Annotated in this window: 13 protein-coding genes; 8 read left to right on the plus strand and 5 right to left on the minus strand. The window is 36.1% G+C overall.

Annotated features, from left to right (window positions below; translation table 11 throughout):
- Nucleotides 1-120 precede the first annotated feature (120 nt).
- The 4 genes from ACXAE4_RS13245 to ACXAE4_RS13260 all read left to right on the plus strand — a co-directional run bounded on the left by ACXAE4_RS13245 (nucleotide 121) and on the right by ACXAE4_RS13260 (nucleotide 5,405).
- On the plus strand, nucleotides 121-2,298 hold the full coding sequence (locus tag ACXAE4_RS13245) for a malate synthase G (RefSeq protein ID WP_028412896.1): 2,178 nt from the start codon (nucleotides 121-123) through the stop codon (nucleotides 2,296-2,298).
- Nucleotides 2,299-2,405: 107 nt separating this feature from the next.
- Entirely contained in the window at nucleotides 2,406-3,182 is a 777-nt protein-coding gene (locus ACXAE4_RS13250; RefSeq protein ID WP_154973677.1) for a fumarylacetoacetate hydrolase family protein, read from the plus strand.
- A 52-nt stretch (nucleotides 3,183-3,234) separates the two neighbouring features.
- Nucleotides 3,235-4,029 carry an IclR family transcriptional regulator gene (locus tag ACXAE4_RS13255; protein WP_475236178.1) on the plus strand — a complete coding sequence of 265 codons (795 nt, stop codon included), beginning with the start codon at nucleotides 3,235-3,237 and terminating at the stop codon, nucleotides 4,027-4,029.
- A 143-nt stretch (nucleotides 4,030-4,172) separates the two neighbouring features.
- Complete coding sequence (locus tag ACXAE4_RS13260; RefSeq protein WP_475236181.1) at nucleotides 4,173-5,405, plus strand: aminopeptidase; 1,233 nt, start codon at nucleotides 4,173-4,175, stop codon at nucleotides 5,403-5,405.
- A gap of 985 nt (nucleotides 5,406-6,390) precedes the next feature.
- On the opposite strand, the gene ACXAE4_RS13265 is transcribed toward ACXAE4_RS13260, so the two are convergent.
- Entirely contained in the window at nucleotides 6,391-6,525 is a 135-nt protein-coding gene (locus tag ACXAE4_RS13265) for a hypothetical protein (protein ID WP_014459590.1), read from the minus strand.
- 80 nt (nucleotides 6,526-6,605) lie between these two features.
- Nucleotides 6,606-7,097 (minus strand): hypothetical protein, encoded by a 492-nt coding sequence (locus tag ACXAE4_RS13270; RefSeq protein ID WP_028409022.1) that lies wholly within the window; start codon nucleotides 7,095-7,097, stop codon nucleotides 6,606-6,608.
- Between the two features lie 407 nt (nucleotides 7,098-7,504).
- Between ACXAE4_RS13270 and ACXAE4_RS13275 the strand changes: the two genes are divergently transcribed.
- The 3 genes from ACXAE4_RS13275 (at nucleotide 7,505) to ACXAE4_RS13285 (ending at nucleotide 9,719) form a co-directional block, all read left to right on the plus strand.
- A complete protein-coding gene (locus tag ACXAE4_RS13275) occupies nucleotides 7,505-7,924 on the plus strand; it encodes a hypothetical protein (RefSeq protein ID WP_028412901.1) in 420 nt (139 codons plus the stop codon).
- Nucleotides 7,925-7,996: 72 nt separating this feature from the next.
- Nucleotides 7,997-9,013: a glycine-rich domain-containing protein gene (locus ACXAE4_RS13280; RefSeq protein WP_047750637.1), complete on the plus strand. Its 1,017-nt coding sequence runs from the start codon at nucleotides 7,997-7,999 to the stop codon at nucleotides 9,011-9,013.
- 127 nt (nucleotides 9,014-9,140) lie between these two features.
- Nucleotides 9,141-9,719, plus strand: a complete 579-nt coding sequence (locus ACXAE4_RS13285; RefSeq protein ID WP_289577937.1) for an HAD-IA family hydrolase — start codon at nucleotides 9,141-9,143, stop codon at nucleotides 9,717-9,719.
- Nucleotides 9,720-9,721: 2 nt separating this feature from the next.
- Here ACXAE4_RS13285 and ACXAE4_RS13290 read toward each other — a convergent pair whose 3' ends face one another.
- From ACXAE4_RS13290 to ACXAE4_RS13300, 3 genes are all read right to left on the minus strand, one after another.
- Nucleotides 9,722-10,318 carry a mechanosensitive ion channel family protein gene (locus ACXAE4_RS13290; protein WP_028412904.1) on the minus strand — a complete coding sequence of 199 codons (597 nt, stop codon included), beginning with the start codon at nucleotides 10,316-10,318 and terminating at the stop codon, nucleotides 9,722-9,724.
- Nucleotides 10,319-11,166: 848 nt separating this feature from the next.
- Complete coding sequence (locus ACXAE4_RS13295) at nucleotides 11,167-12,189, minus strand: hypothetical protein (RefSeq protein WP_033579375.1); 1,023 nt, start codon at nucleotides 12,187-12,189, stop codon at nucleotides 11,167-11,169.
- 969 nt (nucleotides 12,190-13,158) lie between these two features.
- A complete protein-coding gene (locus ACXAE4_RS13300; RefSeq protein ID WP_013083667.1) occupies nucleotides 13,159-14,622 on the minus strand; it encodes a hypothetical protein in 1,464 nt (487 codons plus the stop codon).
- A gap of 313 nt (nucleotides 14,623-14,935) precedes the next feature.
- On the opposite strand from ACXAE4_RS13300, the gene ACXAE4_RS13305 reads away from it, so the two are divergent.
- Nucleotides 14,936-15,817: an HAD family hydrolase gene (locus tag ACXAE4_RS13305; RefSeq protein ID WP_028412906.1), complete on the plus strand. Its 882-nt coding sequence runs from the start codon at nucleotides 14,936-14,938 to the stop codon at nucleotides 15,815-15,817.
- Nucleotides 15,818-15,831: the final 14 nt, after the last annotated feature.

Genomic DNA, 15,831 nt, shown 5'->3' on the forward strand with positions numbered 1-15,831 from the left:
AAAACGCTGTTTTGTAATAAGAAACAGCACCGCATATGTTCGTCTTAACCATTTTGGCAAAAAGAATTGAAAGCGCGTCCAAATTTAAAAATGTAAAGAAGTAAGAGGAGGAAACAGACGGTGACAAACTACAAACAAGTTGGAAATCTGAAAGTAGCTCCAGTTCTCTATCAATTTATTAATGAGGAAGCTCTCCCGGGCAGCGGCCTAAGTACAGAAAATTTTTGGTCTGATTTTGAAGCGTTAGTAACTGAGTTAACCCCCGTAAATAAACGTTTGTTAGAAAAGCGTGATCAGCTTCAAGCTCAAATTAATGCATGGCATCAAGAAAATCCTGACGGTGACTTTAACGAATACAAATCGTTTTTAACGAGAATTGGCTATTTAGAAGACAAGGCAGAAGATTTTCTTATTGGTACAGAAGGAGTAGACAGCGAAATTGCCTATCAAGCGGGACCACAGCTTGTGGTACCAGTGAATAACGCTCGGTATGCTATTAACGCTGCTAATGCACGCTGGGGTAGTCTCTATGATGCACTTTACGGCACTGATGCAATCAGTGAAGAAAATGGAGCTTCGCGCACGAGTTCTTATAATCCAATTCGAGGAGAAAAAGTTATTGCGTTTGCAAAGAATTTTCTTGATGAAGTTATTCCGCTCGTTCAGTCTTCTCATGCAGAAGTGGTTCAGTACAGTCTTGAAAATGGAAAGCTTGTTGCTCAATTAAACGATGGCAGTTTAACAGAGTTACAGGAAGAAGATAAATTTGTAGGGTATCAAGGGGAAGAAGAAAGCCCTGATGCTCTTTTATTCAAAAACAACGGCCTGCATTTTGAAGTTCAAATTGATCGTACGGATTCGATTGGTAAAACAGACGATGCGGGTGTAAAAGATATTTTAATGGAAGCAGCTCTTACGACAATCATGGACTGTGAAGATTCAGTAGCGGCAGTAGACGCAGAAGACAAAGTAGACGTTTACCGCAACTGGCTGGGATTAATGAAAGGTGATTTGACGTCTACTTTTAAAAAAGGAAGTCAAAACATGACAAGGCGTTTAAATCCAGACCGTACCTATATTTCTCCCCACAAGGAAAAGATTTCACTGTCTGGCCGTTCGCTTATGTTTGTTCGAAACGTTGGGCATTTAATGACAAACAGCGCTGTTTTAGATCGAAATGGCAACGAAATCTATGAAGGTATTTTAGACAGCGTGATTACTAGTTTAATTGCCAAACACACCTTGCTTAAAAACGGTACGTATCAAAATTCTAAAAAGAGCTCTATCTATATCGTTAAACCGAAAATGCACGGCTCCAAAGAAGTGGCTTTTGCCAACACGTTATTTAATTCAATTGAAGATATGCTAGGGCTTGAGCGTCATACGATTAAAATTGGCGTAATGGACGAAGAGCGCCGCACAACGCTTAATTTAAAAGCGTGCATCAAAGAAGTAAAAGACCGAGTGGCGTTTATTAATACTGGATTTTTGGATCGAACAGGTGACGAAATTCACACTTCTATGGAAGCAGGAGCTGTTATTCGTAAAAATGATATGAAGGCGTCTAAATGGCTTCAAGGCTACGAGCAGTCTAATGTAAATGTAGGGTTAGCAAGCGGGTTCCAAGGCCGCGCTCAAATCGGAAAAGGAATGTGGGCAATGCCGGATATGATGGCCGAAATGCTGAAGCAAAAAGTGGGGCATTTAAAAGCAGGAGCGAATACGGCATGGGTGCCTTCACCAACCGCAGCAACGCTTCATGCTCTTCACTATCATCAAATTGATGTAAGAGATGTTCAAAACGAATTGCTTACTAAGTCCACTGATTTACAAGATGACATTTTGCAAATTCCTGTGGCCGAAAAACCAAATTGGAGCAAAGATGAAATCCAGCAGGAGCTAGACAACAACGCTCAAGGAATACTCGGCTATGTAGTAAGATGGGTAGACCAAGGAGTAGGGTGCTCAAAAGTACCGGATATTAATAATGTAGGGCTAATGGAAGACCGGGCAACGCTTCGTATTTCCAGTCAGCACGTAGCCAACTGGCTTCATCATGGGATTTGTACAAAAGAACAAGTAACGGAAACGCTAAAGCGAATGGCAAAAGTAGTGGATCAACAAAATGAAAATGATCCTCTGTATCAGCCAATGTCATCGAACTACAGCGCATCCATTGCTTTTCAGGCAGCCTGCGATTTAGTATTTCAAGGCTATGATCAGCCAAACGGCTATACGGAGCCCATTTTACACCGCCGTCGTATCGAAGCAAAGGCAAAAGCAGCTATAAAACAGTAAAAAAAACGGCCTGTCAGCATAGAAATGGCAGGCTGTACTTACATCTTAAGAACCTGACTACCTATGATCCTTATTAAAACAAAGCAGATGGGAAAAGGAGCTATGTCATGAAATTTGTAAGGTTCGCTGTACAAGATAGCCGTCATACAGGTGTACTAAAAGAAGATACGATCAGCGTTATTGAAGGAAATATATTTGAGAAATGGAACTATACAGGACAGACTTTTTTAGTAAATGAAGTAAAGCTTTTGGCTCCTTTAGAGCCGAATCAAATTATTGGAATAGGCGCAAATTATGCAGCTGCAAAATCGGAGCTTCCAAAGGAAATGCCTTCTATTCCTGTCTTCTTTTTTAAGCCCACATCTTCTGTGATTGGCCCAAACGAAGACATTGTTATTCCAACTGCTATTAAGCACGTTAAGTTTGAATCTGAGCTTGCAGTTATTATTGGAAAAGAAGCGAAGAACATCGCAAAAGAAGACGTACGGGACTATATATTTGGGTATACAATTGGAAACGATGTAACGGCTCCGGATTATTTTCATGAAGACGGGCACTGGACCATTGGAAAATCCTTTGATTCATTTACGCCTCTTGGCCCCGTAATCGAAACAGAGCTTGATTTTAAGTCCATTCATGTAAAAGCGTTTTTAAATGGCGTTGAAAAACAAAACAGCTCAACAGATTTAATGATTATTTCCGTTGGAGAAATGATTGCTTACCTTTCTACTGTTATGACCCTTAAGCCGGGAGATGTGGTTTTAACAGGAAGTCCGGTCGGCGCGGAACTGGTGAGCACAAACGATATTATTGAATGCACCATCCGAGAAATTGGGACCCTCCAAAATCCGTTTGTTGCAGAGAAAGAACGTGTAAACGTATAAAAGTGATAAAAAATGCCCGGCAGTAAAACGACACATAGAGGAGAGAGGAAAAATGGAGCGAGAAAATATGGTGAAGTCTGTAAGCCGGGCATTGGATATTGTCACAATTGTCAGCATGGAAAGAGAAGGGGTAGGAGTCACAGAAATTGCAAAGCAAATGGACATTAATAAAAGCTCCGTATACCGTATTCTAACTACTCTTGCTCAGTATGGCTATATTGAACAAGATCAAGAAACCGGGCGGTACAAGCTTGGGTATAAGTTTTTAGAAGTAAGTTCAAAGCTTTTAGATTCTATTGATCTACGAACGGAAGCAAAGCCGTTTTTGCAAGAACTTGAAAGTGAGACAAATGAAGTTATTCATCTTGTTGTCTACGATCAAGGTGAAGTAGTGTATATTGAAAAGCTAGAAGGAAATCAGACGCTGCGCATGCACTCAAAAGTGGGGAAAAGAGCGCCTATGCACTGTACGTCTGTCGGTAAAGCTATCCTAGCTTTTTTACCGCTTAACACGGTAACAAGCATTCTTGAAAGAAAAGGCTTACCAGCTCATACCGATCACACCATTACAGATGAAGAAAGCTTTCTCCGGGAACTTTCAGAAGTGAAGCAAAAGGGATATGCGCTGGATTTAGAAGAAAATGAATACGGAATTACCTGCATCGCAGCCCCTATTTTTGATCACCTTGGTCAAGTCGTTGCTGCAGTCAGCATTTCCGGTGCTACGATGCGTATGACCAATGAGCGATTAACGTACCTTCAAGAACGCATGGTTGATATAGGCAAGAGCATTTCGGAGCGGCTCGGCTACAAAACGGAATCTGTGAAAGACAAAAGTTTGTTCTGATTCTTAGAGAACAAACTTTTTCTATATAATAATCTGTAAAATAACGTAATTATATTATGTAAACTATAGGCTAGGATTTTTAATTGATGTTTTATTCATGATACAATAAAGTTGTTAGAATATATACGTAAAGGAGATAAATTATGGAACAGTTTGAGCGCAATATTGAAAAGTACGCCGAGCTAGCTGTAAAAGTCGGTGTAAACATTCAAAAAGGGCAAGTATTAAACATTAATGCTGATATTTCTTCCGCTGATTTTGTTCGTGAGATTGCGAAAAAAGCGTACGAAGCCGGAGCAAAGTCTGTTGATGTAGACTGGCATGACGATCATTTAGTTCGTTTGAAATATGAAAAAGCGGATGAATCTGTATTTAATGAATTTCCTGCTTGGAAAGCTCAGGCAAGAGAAGAGCTTGTGAAAAACGGAGGCGCTGTTTTATCTGTAATTTCAAGCGGTCCTGACTTACTAAAAGGAGTAGACGGCAAACGTATTGCTGCGTTCCAAAAAGTAAGCGGAAAAGCAATGAAAAAATTCCGTGAAGCGATCCAATCTGATAAAATTAGCTGGTCCATCGTAGCTGTTCCTTCCAAAGACTGGGCAGCTAAAGTATTTCCTGATGTTCCAGAAGAACGGCAGCAAGAAAAACTATGGGAAGCTATTTTTAAATCTGTGCGCGTAGACCAAGAAGATCCAGTGGCCGCATGGGAAGAGCATAATGCTTCATTACATACAAAAGTAGACATTTTAAATGAAAAGAGATTTTCTAAGCTTCACTATAAAGCGCCAGGAACAGATTTAACAATTGAACTTCCTGACAAACATATTTGGGTGGGCGCAGGCAGTGTTAATGAAGAGGGTAACTCGTTCATGGCCAATATGCCAACAGAAGAAGTATTTACACTCCCAAAAAAAGACGGCGTAAATGGTCAAGTAACAAGCACAAAACCGCTTAGCTACGCAGGAAACTTAATTGAAAACTTCACGCTAACATTTGAAAACGGAAAAATTGTGGATGTAAAAGCAGAAGAAGGCAAAGAAACGTTAAAGCACCTAATTGAAACAGATGAAGGTGCCAAATACTTAGGAGAAGTAGCCTTAGTACCGCATCAATCGCCAATTTCTCAGTCAAACATCATTTTCTATAACACGCTGTTTGACGAAAATGCATCCAACCATTTAGCCATCGGCAGCTCGTATTCCTTCTGTTTAGAAGGCGGAAAAACGATGTCTAAAGAAGAGCTATCACAAAACGGAGCAAACGACAGCATCACCCACGTTGACTTCATGATTGGCTCAGCTGAAATGGACATCGACGGCATCAAAGCTGACGGTACAAGCGAGCCTGTGTTTAGAAAAGGGAACTGGGCGTTTTAATAAACAGTTTAATCTATGAAGTCTCTACAATAATCAAGGTAATAAACTTATAGCCACTTCTCGATTTATAGAAGTGGCTATAAGTTTTTTTTAATGTAAAGAGGAGAGTAATACGTTAAATGAATGAATTAGTAAAAATTGTTTTAAATAGCGTAGACCAATTATTTGGCAAAAATTATGTGCAATTGATTACTTATTTATTAATAGCATTAATTGGAACATGGTTGTAAAAAGAGTTCAGAACTCAATTACTAAATAGTGAAAACTATAAAAGAGAAAAGTACAGTGAGGTATTAACAATTTTATTAGAATTGGAGTATGCACTAAATAGATTCTTAATAAATGAAGTAGAGTTTACTCAATTAGAAGAGAATTTAAAGGCTGCTTATCCGTATTTATCTTATGATCTAAGTAAGGAGGTTGGAAGCTTCAGTACTGGAATAGAAAAGAAAAAAGTCGAGGAATTCGTCGAAAGATTGAGTACAGAGAGAACTAACCTTAAATATAACCAACCTAATGCTTTCTCTTATTTAAATGAAAGAAGTATATCTCGGTCATTTGGTCACTTATTTAGAACAATGCTTTCACCTGTGCTTATACCTTTCTTGTTGACTTTATTAACTGTAGTGGTTTCATTTATGCTATTATATCTCACGTCTGCTATGTCAACTGTTGAATCTGTTGTCAAACAATATTATTTGATACAAGGTGTAATAGATTACATATGTTTCTTAATGATATTAGTTGGTATCGCTGATATTATTAATAACCAAAAGGTGTCTAGCATGAAACACTTAGTTATTTTTCTTATTATTTTTATAACTTTGTCTATTACTGCATTTTTACTTTTTTCAAAATTCATTATTATTCCTACAATTCTATTTGTATGCTACGGAATATTATTAAAAATGTACTTACCAAAAATTATTGTTGGGCTAAAAATAAATAATATATAAATAAAAAGAAGAATCACGGCAGGCGAACTTCACTCAGTTCCACCTTGCTGTGATTCTTCTTTTTTAACCGGAGCGTCACGCTTGAACATGTGATAGTAGGTAAACCCCAAGCATAGAGCGCCGGCGATTGAACAAAAATATTGCAAAAAACGGACGAAATCCATTGAAATGACCTCCCATTTTCAGTTTCGCTTCTAGTATGTACAGGGAAGTGAAATAATATGTGAAAAAGGGAGGTTTTCTCTTATAGTTCGTATGGTTCTTGAAGAGTAAGGTAAGGCTGCTGATCTTCAAGACCAAGACGCTTATTTAATTGTCTTTTCATTAAATCGTACTGGTAGATGAGGTGAAATTGATTTTTTTTCGGTGTTTCACAGCGAATGTAGGTTTCTTGCCCGTTCTTGTCTGTGAAATGGATGGTTAACTCACCGAAATAGCGTTGAACAGGAGCTCCGTGAAGGCCTTTTTCATTTTTGACAACCTTTGAAAATTCTGCTCGTTGAATACGGTTAAATGGAATAATAGCTACTTGATTGATAACAAGACGCTGATCGTACATGTCAATTTTAGATATGGAAATTTGATTAATTCCTTCTGCAAATTTAACATGCCCGTTTACAGAAACAAGCGGTTTGCGATCCTCAGGATCAACAGCGCCTTGAGGTCGCTTAATGACGTAGAAGCTAGCTACGCCAAGTGCTACGATACCAACCACAACAATAAGTGCAAACATCATTTTGCATTCCACCTCCTGAGTATAGATGTGTAATCTGAATTTAACAGCAAGCTGTTTCAGTTGCCATATTGCCTCAACAATGAGGATAGAGAAAAGCAGTTCGGCAGTTCATTATAAGTATATACATACGTTCGACAATATGGTGTGATATTCCTTCTTATTATGACTTTTTTACGACAAAATGGGCAAAACTCTTTCCGAAAATGAAGTGAATCAGTTACAATTTAAGGATAAGGTACCAAATTTCTTTTCTATCTCAAAAAAGTGCAGAAAAGCGTAAAAAATTCTAGGTACTTTCTCATATTTTTACTATTTTTATAGAATTTATTCCAATTTCTAATCCTTTATCGTGTATAATCTCTTGTGTGCAGCATGATATACATAAAGGTGTAAGGAGGCACAGTTCATTGTCTTTATCAGCAAAAAAGATATTATTATTAGTTTTAGTAGTTATATGTTTAGTGTTAGTTGTGATGCAATTCATAAATCGATCAGCAGAGCCGACTTCTGGACAGGCCCAAGAAACACTGAGTAAGCTTCCTGAACAAGAAACCGTTAAAGAAAAAGCGAAAGGCGACGAGGAAGCGCACAAATATCGAGTGTATTATATTACTATTGAAAAAATCGAAAATGGTACATACAGCGGAACAACAAAAGAAGGAACGGGCATTAAATTTTCCGATAAAAATTTAAATGAACCGATTCCAAGCAATTTGAAAAAAGGGGATATCGTCAAAGCATACTTTGATCTTGAATATAGCACGAAAGGTCTAGTCAAAGTAGAAAAGGTAGACGAGATACCCGATGATGACGAGAGCTCAAGTTAATTGAGCTCTTTTTTTGTGTTTTACGAATGTGGTAAAATATTGAATATATAGATACGATACAGGGGGAAGAAGATGATAGCAGCAATTATAGTAGTAGCGGTAATTCTTTTAGTTTTGATTATTAAAGGGGTTGCAAAGTCGAGAAGATTTCGCTTGTATAAAGAGGAGCTTCCAGATGAGCTCGGAATACATAAAGATAATGGCTTTGAAGATATTGTTCATTCACTAGAAGATTCTTTACCGGCAGCCTATGTTCAGCAAGTGAAACAGCGCATGAAAGGAAAAAATACAAAAGACGATGAAGTGGAATGGACGTTTTTTGAGATGAAGCGCTACTTTTTATTAAATGCAGTCATCAAAGACGTACCGATGTTTAGTGCAAAAGTGGATGAAGTATGGCATGAAATGATTATGTTTACAGTAGATTATGAGCGTTTTACAGAACACTTTTTCAACCGCTTTTTGCATCACCAGCCAAATGTAGAAACAGCTCCATCCCCACAGCCGGATAAGCGAGCGTTCTTCGATTGGATGTATGCTCATTTGTTTGACATAACGGGTAACAGCCGACTGCTTTGGGGGAAATTTTTTCAGCATCCGCTTGATAAAAGTACGCTTCAAGATTTTCAAAGGTTATCAGAAGATGAATTACTAGATCGCTATTTTTTAAGAAACGGCAAATGGGAAAAACAGCAGAGAGCCCTGATTCAAACGTTAAAAGAAGAAGTCACTGCTGCACGAAAAAGAAAAAAAACGGGCGGATCAACTTATTTTAAAAAAGCGGCTAAAAAAGGAAATGTATCAAACGAACTTCTTCTTCAAGGCTTTGTTTTTTATTCTCTCTACAAAGCCACCAACTTTTCAAGCCATATGAATGAACTGTTGCTATATAAAAAGACGATGTATGCGGGAGAGACAGCCTCTTACAGTGGGTATAGCTGTTCAAGCCCCTGGGAAGACAACCGCCACCATCACCACAACGATGGAGGCCATCACCATCATGACAGCGGCAGCAGCTGTTCGAGTTCAAACTGCAGCAGTTCAAGCTGTTCAAGCTCTAGCTGCGGGAGTGGGTGCAGCAGCAGCTAATAAAGTAAAAAAACTCGTATAAAACGAGTTTTTTTACTTTAAATGCAACGACGACAAAATGATTCACTGACAAGCGGTGAAAAATTTGGTATAATCGTTACGTTTTTAAAAAGGAGAGACAGCGAAAATGAATATTTTATGGGACTTTGATGGAACCATCTTTGATACCTATCCGACTATCGTGAAAGCATTCAAAGAATTACTAACAGATCAAACGATTTCAGAAGATGATATTTTAAAACAAATGAAAATATCTTCTGACGTAGCAATCAAGCATTTTAATATTGAAAAGTCTTTGTTTGATAAACACTTCCATGTGCTCGAACAAAAAATCAATCCTAAAGATAAGCCTGCTTTTTCTCACGTAGAAGACGTACTGAGCTTTGCGGATACAAATGTAATTGTTACGCACAAGTCTAGACAATCTACGCTTGATATCCTGGCATTTTTTAATATGGAGCACTACTTCACGGAGATTATTACAAAGGATGATGGCTACAAACGAAAGCCTGATAGCGGAGCTTATGCCTATCTTCACGATAAGTATCAGCTCGATTTAGTAATTGGGGATCGCGAACTCGACTTAAAACCTGCCCGTGAACTGGGAATTAAAACATGTGCATTTCAAAATAACGATATTGAAGCAGATTATCACCTTACATCATATGATCAATTCTTTACAACGGTCGTAAATAAAAACTCGTGAAGCTATTCTTCACGAGTTTTTATTTGTTCAGGTGTATGTATTTCGGGGATTTCACCGAGCGTGTAGTTCGCTACTTTTGTAATGTTACTATTAGCAAAAAAATAAAACTCTCCGTCGACTCCGCGAATTTTTGTCGTGCGTAATCCAATTTCTTCAACAGTTCCTTTCGTATCATTTATAGATACGTGATCTCCTACTGAGAATTGATCTTCAAATAGAATAAAAAACCCATTTAAAATATCTTTAATCAAATTCTGTGCACCTAAGCCTGTAATAAACCCTGCTACGCTAATACCAGCTAAAAGTGCTTTCATATTAATTCCGATTGCCTCTAAAGACGTAATAAGTGCAATAAAATACACAACGTACATGACAATGCTCAGACAAAGTTTTTTCAGCGTTATTTCTTTTCGTTCGTTGTACCTCAGCAGTTTAGTTTTAAATCTGAAATCAAAGATTTTATTAATGACACTGCGAGCAAACCGGATGACAATTTGAGCAATGATAAAAATGAGGATAATCTTTATGATTACTTCACTAATGTCAATCCACCTACCGGTATTAAATAAAGTTTGCTGTACCCACTGTATGTATTTCATGACTAAGTCCCTTTCTTGCTTTATAAATTTTTCTCTACTGAATAGTATAATTTATTTTAAAAAATATACTACTAGAATTTATTAAGAGGCGTTTGAACTATTGTTTTATTTTATTTTAATTTATTTGTATTTGGTATATGTAATGAAAACTCCTTAATTTAGAAAAAGTGAAAATCCTCAGGTATAGATATTTTTAAAACATTTCTTTATACAAATATTAAATAAAATCTTATAGCAGAGATTAGTATAGATCTTATTAGCAAACATTATATACAGATATTAAAGAAAGAAAAATCCTCTAAAAACCCAATGATATCAAGGGTTAGAAAGAAAATAGTATTTCAATAAATAACTGTGTGGAAAATAGCCCTTTTTTGTGAACAGCATCCTTTGGCTAAAGGATGTTTTTTATCGTAGTAGATATGGAAGCTATTTTATTTACTATGTTTTTTCTTCTATAATAGATGGATTTTAAAATCAATAGTATGAAGATTGCTGTTAAAAGTATGAATTATTTCCACTGTGGATAAAAGTAGTTATATTAAAGAGTAAATAACCTGGAAATTATCGTTAATAAAAAAATAAAAGGGATGTTTTTATTAATAAAGAGGATGATATAACAGTCATTGAATATGTTTTCTTTCTTTTGTGGATAAGTATGAAGGTGTTTTTTTAGTAATATTCCATAGTTATACACAAGAAATATCATTTATTTAAACTCATTACGTTTATATGGGTAGGATAATGGAATTGGAGAGCTGAAAAAATGGGTGTTTGTTTGTACTATTTGTATCAAAAAGAGAGGAGAAGGGATAGAAAATAAAAAAAAGGCATGCCAAAGAAGCCCCTTATGAAGCTGTAAGTTCGGCAGGGACTTGATCTTGAAGATTTTTTGAAAGCTCTTTTCGAATGAGCGTACGGATTTTCCCACCGTAATTTTCAACGACTTGAGCATCATGGCTGAAGAAGGCCTGTTCAATCAATGTATAAAGGGCAGACTTCACTCGTTCAATACCATATTCAAAAGAAAGCTGAACCAAATCAGCGATGTCTTCGTTTTGGAATGAAGACATAACAATTCCTGTAGAATCTGTGCTGTGTCCAGATAATTTTACAAAAGTCTCTTCAATAGTACGTCGAATCGCCGCATCGTATTGATCTCTCTTTTCTTGTTTTGACATCTTGCCATTTTTAGCTCCGTCTTTTAAAACAAAGAAAATAGTAGATCCTTGGACAACGGTTTTAAATGCGCTCGCCTGCGTTTCAGCTATTTTTTGCATCATACCCTTGTAGTGAGTATATTTCGGCGTAAAAATTTTATAGTCATTAAAGCTAATTTTTGAAGTGTTTTCTCCAGGATTAAACTGACGCTTAATCGTATCGTTGTCATAAACCAATTCTTTGCGCAGCTCTAAGCGAAGGGCATTTACGTTTTCAATTAGAATAAGTTCTTCAAAGCGAGTATATTCTAATTCCATAAACCCAAAGCCGTGTTCTTCAAAATATTGAGGGTAGGGAACAATACAAATATTGATTCCTTTGCCGCTGCGAGAATAGGAAATTAATTCTGTTTCTGCTAATACTACATTGTTGTTGCGAACTGTTCGAACTGTACAATTCAAAGCGGCTGCAATCTCTTTTTCAGAAACATCACAAATAATACCTCTTTCATCAACGTGAAGGAAGTGATAAAAAATTAATTGTGAAATTTGAGATTTAGATAAACGGTGATGTTCTGCCACTGTTTTGATTGTAGGGTTCCCATGAGCGTCTAGGTCCATGTGATCTTCAATATCTTTATATTTTTCTACGGTGCTAGACAATTGGCGAATAATTTGTTTTCCAATTTTTGCAAATTCTTTTTTTATCATGAGAATCCCTCCAATCTATTTCATATCAACAATAATTTATTAGGGTAAAATAACAAAGAATACCTTGTGAAAATTATATCAATAAGAAACAGAATCGCAAACGAACGAGTAGTACGCGAAAAACGGCAAAAGGCTCAAAGAATGCTGTCATAGCAAGGGATTCAGCGTATAGGTTTTTTAGTACGACAAAAACGGCAAAAGCAAGCAAGCGCCGGTAGAACAGTGTTTGTTACGATCAGTAAAAATCAAAAAAAACTTTATGCGTTTTAGTACGTAAAAAACGGCAAAAGGCTCAATATAGTACGCCGAAAATAGCAAAAGTGAAGAGTGGTACGCCAAAAACAGCAAAAGTGATCTCGATTCACCTAAAAAAAGGGAAAAAAATCACTTCTCTGATCGCTGTAAATAACACAATGAATTTCAATAGTACGTCAAAAATGGCAAAAGCTATTTTTAGTACGTGAAAAACGTCAAAAACGACCTGGTAGTACGCTAAAAACAGCAAAAGATATCGTTTGGTACGTCAAAAATGGCAAAAGCTTTATATATGCTGCGAAAAAAATAAAAAATAGGGTTTGAAAAGGACATAACAAAGGGAAAAGCAATGTTTAGTACGCAGAAAACGGCAAAAGTAGTGAAGGAGTACGTCAAAAATGGCAAAAGGTAGGATTGTTTTACGAAAAAAAGAGAATAATTAACAATTAATAAGTGATGACGAGTAAATAAAATGAATTTAGTACGTCAAAAACAGCAAAAGAAGCAAAGTAGTACGTCAAAAACAGCAAAAGACAGTAATTAGTACGCAGAAAACGGCAAAAGTAGCGGAGTAGTACGTCAAAAACGGCAAAAGCTTTTGTGTAGTACGTTAAAAATGACAAAACTTCCAAACTATGAAATGAAAATAGAGGGAGATTTTGTATCAAAAAGACGAAAATGGCAAAATGTCAAATAAAAAAGGAAGGGAATGATTTACCCTTCCAATGTTTCTCTATGTTCTCCTCCAAAATAGTCTTGAATTTCATAATTTTGAAGAGGAATAAAAGAGATTTCAAATCCTTGAAGTTTTTGCTGATAACTTTGGATCAGTACTTGATTGCTAACAAATTCTGCTAGAGATTCATTAATTAATTTTAGGTTTACATCAATTTTCTTTGAACGAAAACGAACTTTTGAAGCAAAATATTGATACGGGTAAAAATGAGTGTAAGACTTTTCTTGTAAATAACAGTCTAAACGCTCTTTTTGAAATGCATAAAGCAGTAAAGAAGACAGCGAGTTATCTTTAAACTTTTTAATAACATCACTGTATATTTGTACAAACTGCTGATTTAAAAAGCCTTGATGCGTATCATCGCTAAATACAATCGTTGCATATCGTCTGCCCGTTACTTCATCGGTTTCAATAACAGCCTTTTGAAAGAAGTTGATCGCAAATTTTGTATCTCTGGAATTTTTCTTCTTTGCTACACCTTCTACGTGATACCTGGCAATTTTCATAATGCGGGCTTCAACGGCTTCATAGTTTTTTACACCTTTTGAATTATAAATTTCTTTCACGATATCCGCTAAATCAAGAGTCACCGTTTTTTCTTTATAAAACATCTCGTCGCGCTGTGAAAGAGCAAACTGGATAATTTGGGAATCTTTTGGGTCTAAAACCATATTTCGTTTGGAAAGAACCGTTTGATTATCATTCACAGGGATAATGGTGCGAATGAAATATTCTTCATCAACTTTATAGTCATTATATAAAACGACTTCTTGGGAGTTTGTTTTAACTTCCATATTGGTTTTAAGAGAATGACTTTCGTTTGAGAAGATAGGCGCCTCTACCCACGAATTTAATCGTTTATCAATCCAGTTGCTTAAATTTCCATTGTATTTTTCTAAGATGATTTCCGCAATTAAAAAAGTAAAGTCCGTGTGAAATGCTTTCTCTATTTGATAATTCATTTTTGAATCTAAATAAGGAAAATCGGTAATGTTTGTTTTTTTGCTTTTAGCCCATGCCTCTACTTCTTTTAACTTTATCTTTAAAATATCTTCAGGTTTTTCCACGCCAAACAGCTTTTTTAAGTGTTCGGTATCTACTTTTTTATCCATCACTTTTTTGGCTAATTCAATGTCTTCAAAAATAGGATTAGGCTTTTCTGCTTTAATATCTTTTTTTAATGTTTGCAGCCAGTTTTTCTTATTTGATTGTCTTCTTTTGTAGGCTGGGTTTCGTATTTCCTTAGGATTTATTAATTTATTCTCTAAAACAAACGTATCTTGCAATATATTTAAAATGTAGTCTTCTATAAAATCTTTTTCATTCGAAAAAAACGAATGAGAATCATATAAAAAGTCTATACACTTTGCTTTGATATTGTCATCGATCGCATCGCTGATTTGTTTAATAAGGTAAGGAGAAAAATTGGATGGTTCGTTCATGTTGACCTCCTCTGCATGTATTTAATCTGTAACACTCTTATTATATCTTTTTTGAACGATACTCTAAAGGCTAAAAGGAAAATTCGTTTTTGTGAATGCTGTTTTATATCAAATTAGCCTAACCAGCTATTAGTATATAAAGGCTTATTGCAAATATAAAATTCTTTCTTTATAGCGCTTGTACAATTTTAGATGTAAGGAGAGTATTATAGTAGCTTTATAAAAGAGAAAAGCAAAGTACATTCATTGAGTTTGAAAATGGAAAAGTTTATACTTGCCAAGTACACTCTTTTTACAAATAGGGGGAATAAATATGTTGTTAAAACCTAAAGCAATTTTTTTAGATATGGACGGTACGATATTAAATCGCTCCAACAAAGTAAGTATTCAAACAAAAGAAACCATTGACGAATTACGAAAACAGGGAATTTTTGTTTTTATTGCTACGGGAAGAGCGTTTGATGAAATAGAAGAGTTAGTTCCTGAAGGCTTTCAAGTAGATGGATTTATCACATCAAATGGTATGGCAGGATACGTAGGAAAAGAATCAGTCTTTCAGCATTCGCTTTCACTTCAATTGGTGGAAACTATTATTGAAAAAGCAAGAGCGAACAAGGTATACTACGAGCTTTTCCCGTATGGCACACCTCGCGTGACGTTAAAACAAGATCAGCCGTATGTTGAAAATGAAATTAAAGAGCCAAAGCCAGACAGTGTGGAAATTAACGAATGGCTTTCTCGTAAACAAGCAATTAAAGAAGAAATTGACTGGAAAGATTCCGTAGAAGGAAGTGAATTTTCAAAGTTCTATTTCTTTGCAAGAACGCACGAGCATATCGATAAATGGAAAGAAGAGCTTGAAAAACTCAAGCAAGAAACAGACTTTACAACTTCTACTTCATCTAAACACAATGTCGAAGTGATGGTGGCAAACGTAAATAAAGCAACGGGAATTCAGCAAATGTTAAAACATTTTAATTTGCCCGAGCAAGACATTCTAGCAATTGGCGACAGCAACAATGATTTACCAATGTTTCAGTTTGCCAGCTATGCTGTAGCGATGAAAAACGCGCCGGATCATATTAAAGAAATTGTCGATGACGTAACGGAATTTAACTGTGACGAAAACGGCGTCTCCCATTACCTTTCTAAATTTTTATTACAAAAATCTACTAGAAGTAATCCCGTTTTATAAAAATGAATCTATTT

Source organism: Priestia sp. ABM2_011, assembly GCF_056158845.1.

Coding starts and splice junctions, on each gene's coding strand:
- ACXAE4_RS13280 (WP_047750637.1), top strand. CDS start 7,997: ATGATAGCAGCAATTATAGTAGTAGCGGTAATTCTTTTAGTTTTGATT.
- ACXAE4_RS13305 (WP_028412906.1), top strand. CDS start 14,936: ATGTTGTTAAAACCTAAAGCAATTTTTTTAGATATGGACGGTACGATA.
- ACXAE4_RS13260 (WP_475236181.1), top strand. CDS start 4,173: ATGGAACAGTTTGAGCGCAATATTGAAAAGTACGCCGAGCTAGCTGTA.
- ACXAE4_RS13285 (WP_289577937.1), top strand. CDS start 9,141: ATGAATATTTTATGGGACTTTGATGGAACCATCTTTGATACCTATCCG.
- ACXAE4_RS13265 (WP_014459590.1), bottom strand. CDS start 6,525: ATGGATTTCGTCCGTTTTTTGCAATATTTTTGTTCAATCGCCGGCGCT.
- ACXAE4_RS13300 (WP_013083667.1), bottom strand. CDS start 14,622: ATGAACGAACCATCCAATTTTTCTCCTTACCTTATTAAACAAATCAGC.
- ACXAE4_RS13290 (WP_028412904.1), bottom strand. CDS start 10,318: ATGAAATACATACAGTGGGTACAGCAAACTTTATTTAATACCGGTAGG.
- ACXAE4_RS13270 (WP_028409022.1), bottom strand. CDS start 7,097: ATGATGTTTGCACTTATTGTTGTGGTTGGTATCGTAGCACTTGGCGTA.
- ACXAE4_RS13255 (WP_475236178.1), top strand. CDS start 3,235: ATGGAGCGAGAAAATATGGTGAAGTCTGTAAGCCGGGCATTGGATATT.
- ACXAE4_RS13295 (WP_033579375.1), bottom strand. CDS start 12,189: ATGATAAAAAAAGAATTTGCAAAAATTGGAAAACAAATTATTCGCCAA.
- ACXAE4_RS13250 (WP_154973677.1), top strand. CDS start 2,406: ATGAAATTTGTAAGGTTCGCTGTACAAGATAGCCGTCATACAGGTGTA.